Source organism: Paenibacillus forsythiae T98, assembly GCF_000520735.1.
Taxonomy (GTDB): domain Bacteria; phylum Bacillota; class Bacilli; order Paenibacillales; family Paenibacillaceae; genus Paenibacillus_AQ; species Paenibacillus_AQ forsythiae.
The window spans coordinates 1-324 of sequence record NZ_ASSC01000802.1 but is presented as its reverse complement, the minus strand read 5'-3'; the positions used below and the strand labels follow the sequence as shown (position 1 = coordinate 324).

Here is a 324-nt window from a genome sequence, read left to right as displayed (position 1 = left end):
ATGCGCGCGATGTGGCGGTTCGCCGGGCGATGCACGGTGATGCGGTTGTCATTCTGGGGTCGGCAACCCCGTCGCTGGAGAGCTACTATGCCGCACGTTCGCAAAGCGACGAGAGTTTCTCTCCGGTCCTGCTGGAGATGCCCAGCCGGGCGCTGGGCAACGAGCTTCCGGCGGTTCAGGTGGTGGACATGCGGGAGGAGCTTAAGGAAGGCAACCGCTCCATGTTCAGCCGAGGGCTCTACGATGCGCTCCGAAGCAGGCTTGAGCGCGGGGAGCAGACCGTGCTTCTCCTGAACCGCAGAGGCTTCTCTACCTTTGTGATGT

General features: G+C 63.0%; 1 pseudogene. It reads left to right on the top strand.

Annotated elements, in window-relative coordinates:
• Nucleotides 1-324: pseudogene (locus tag L692_RS30115) on the top strand (primosomal protein N'); the annotation flags it as partial.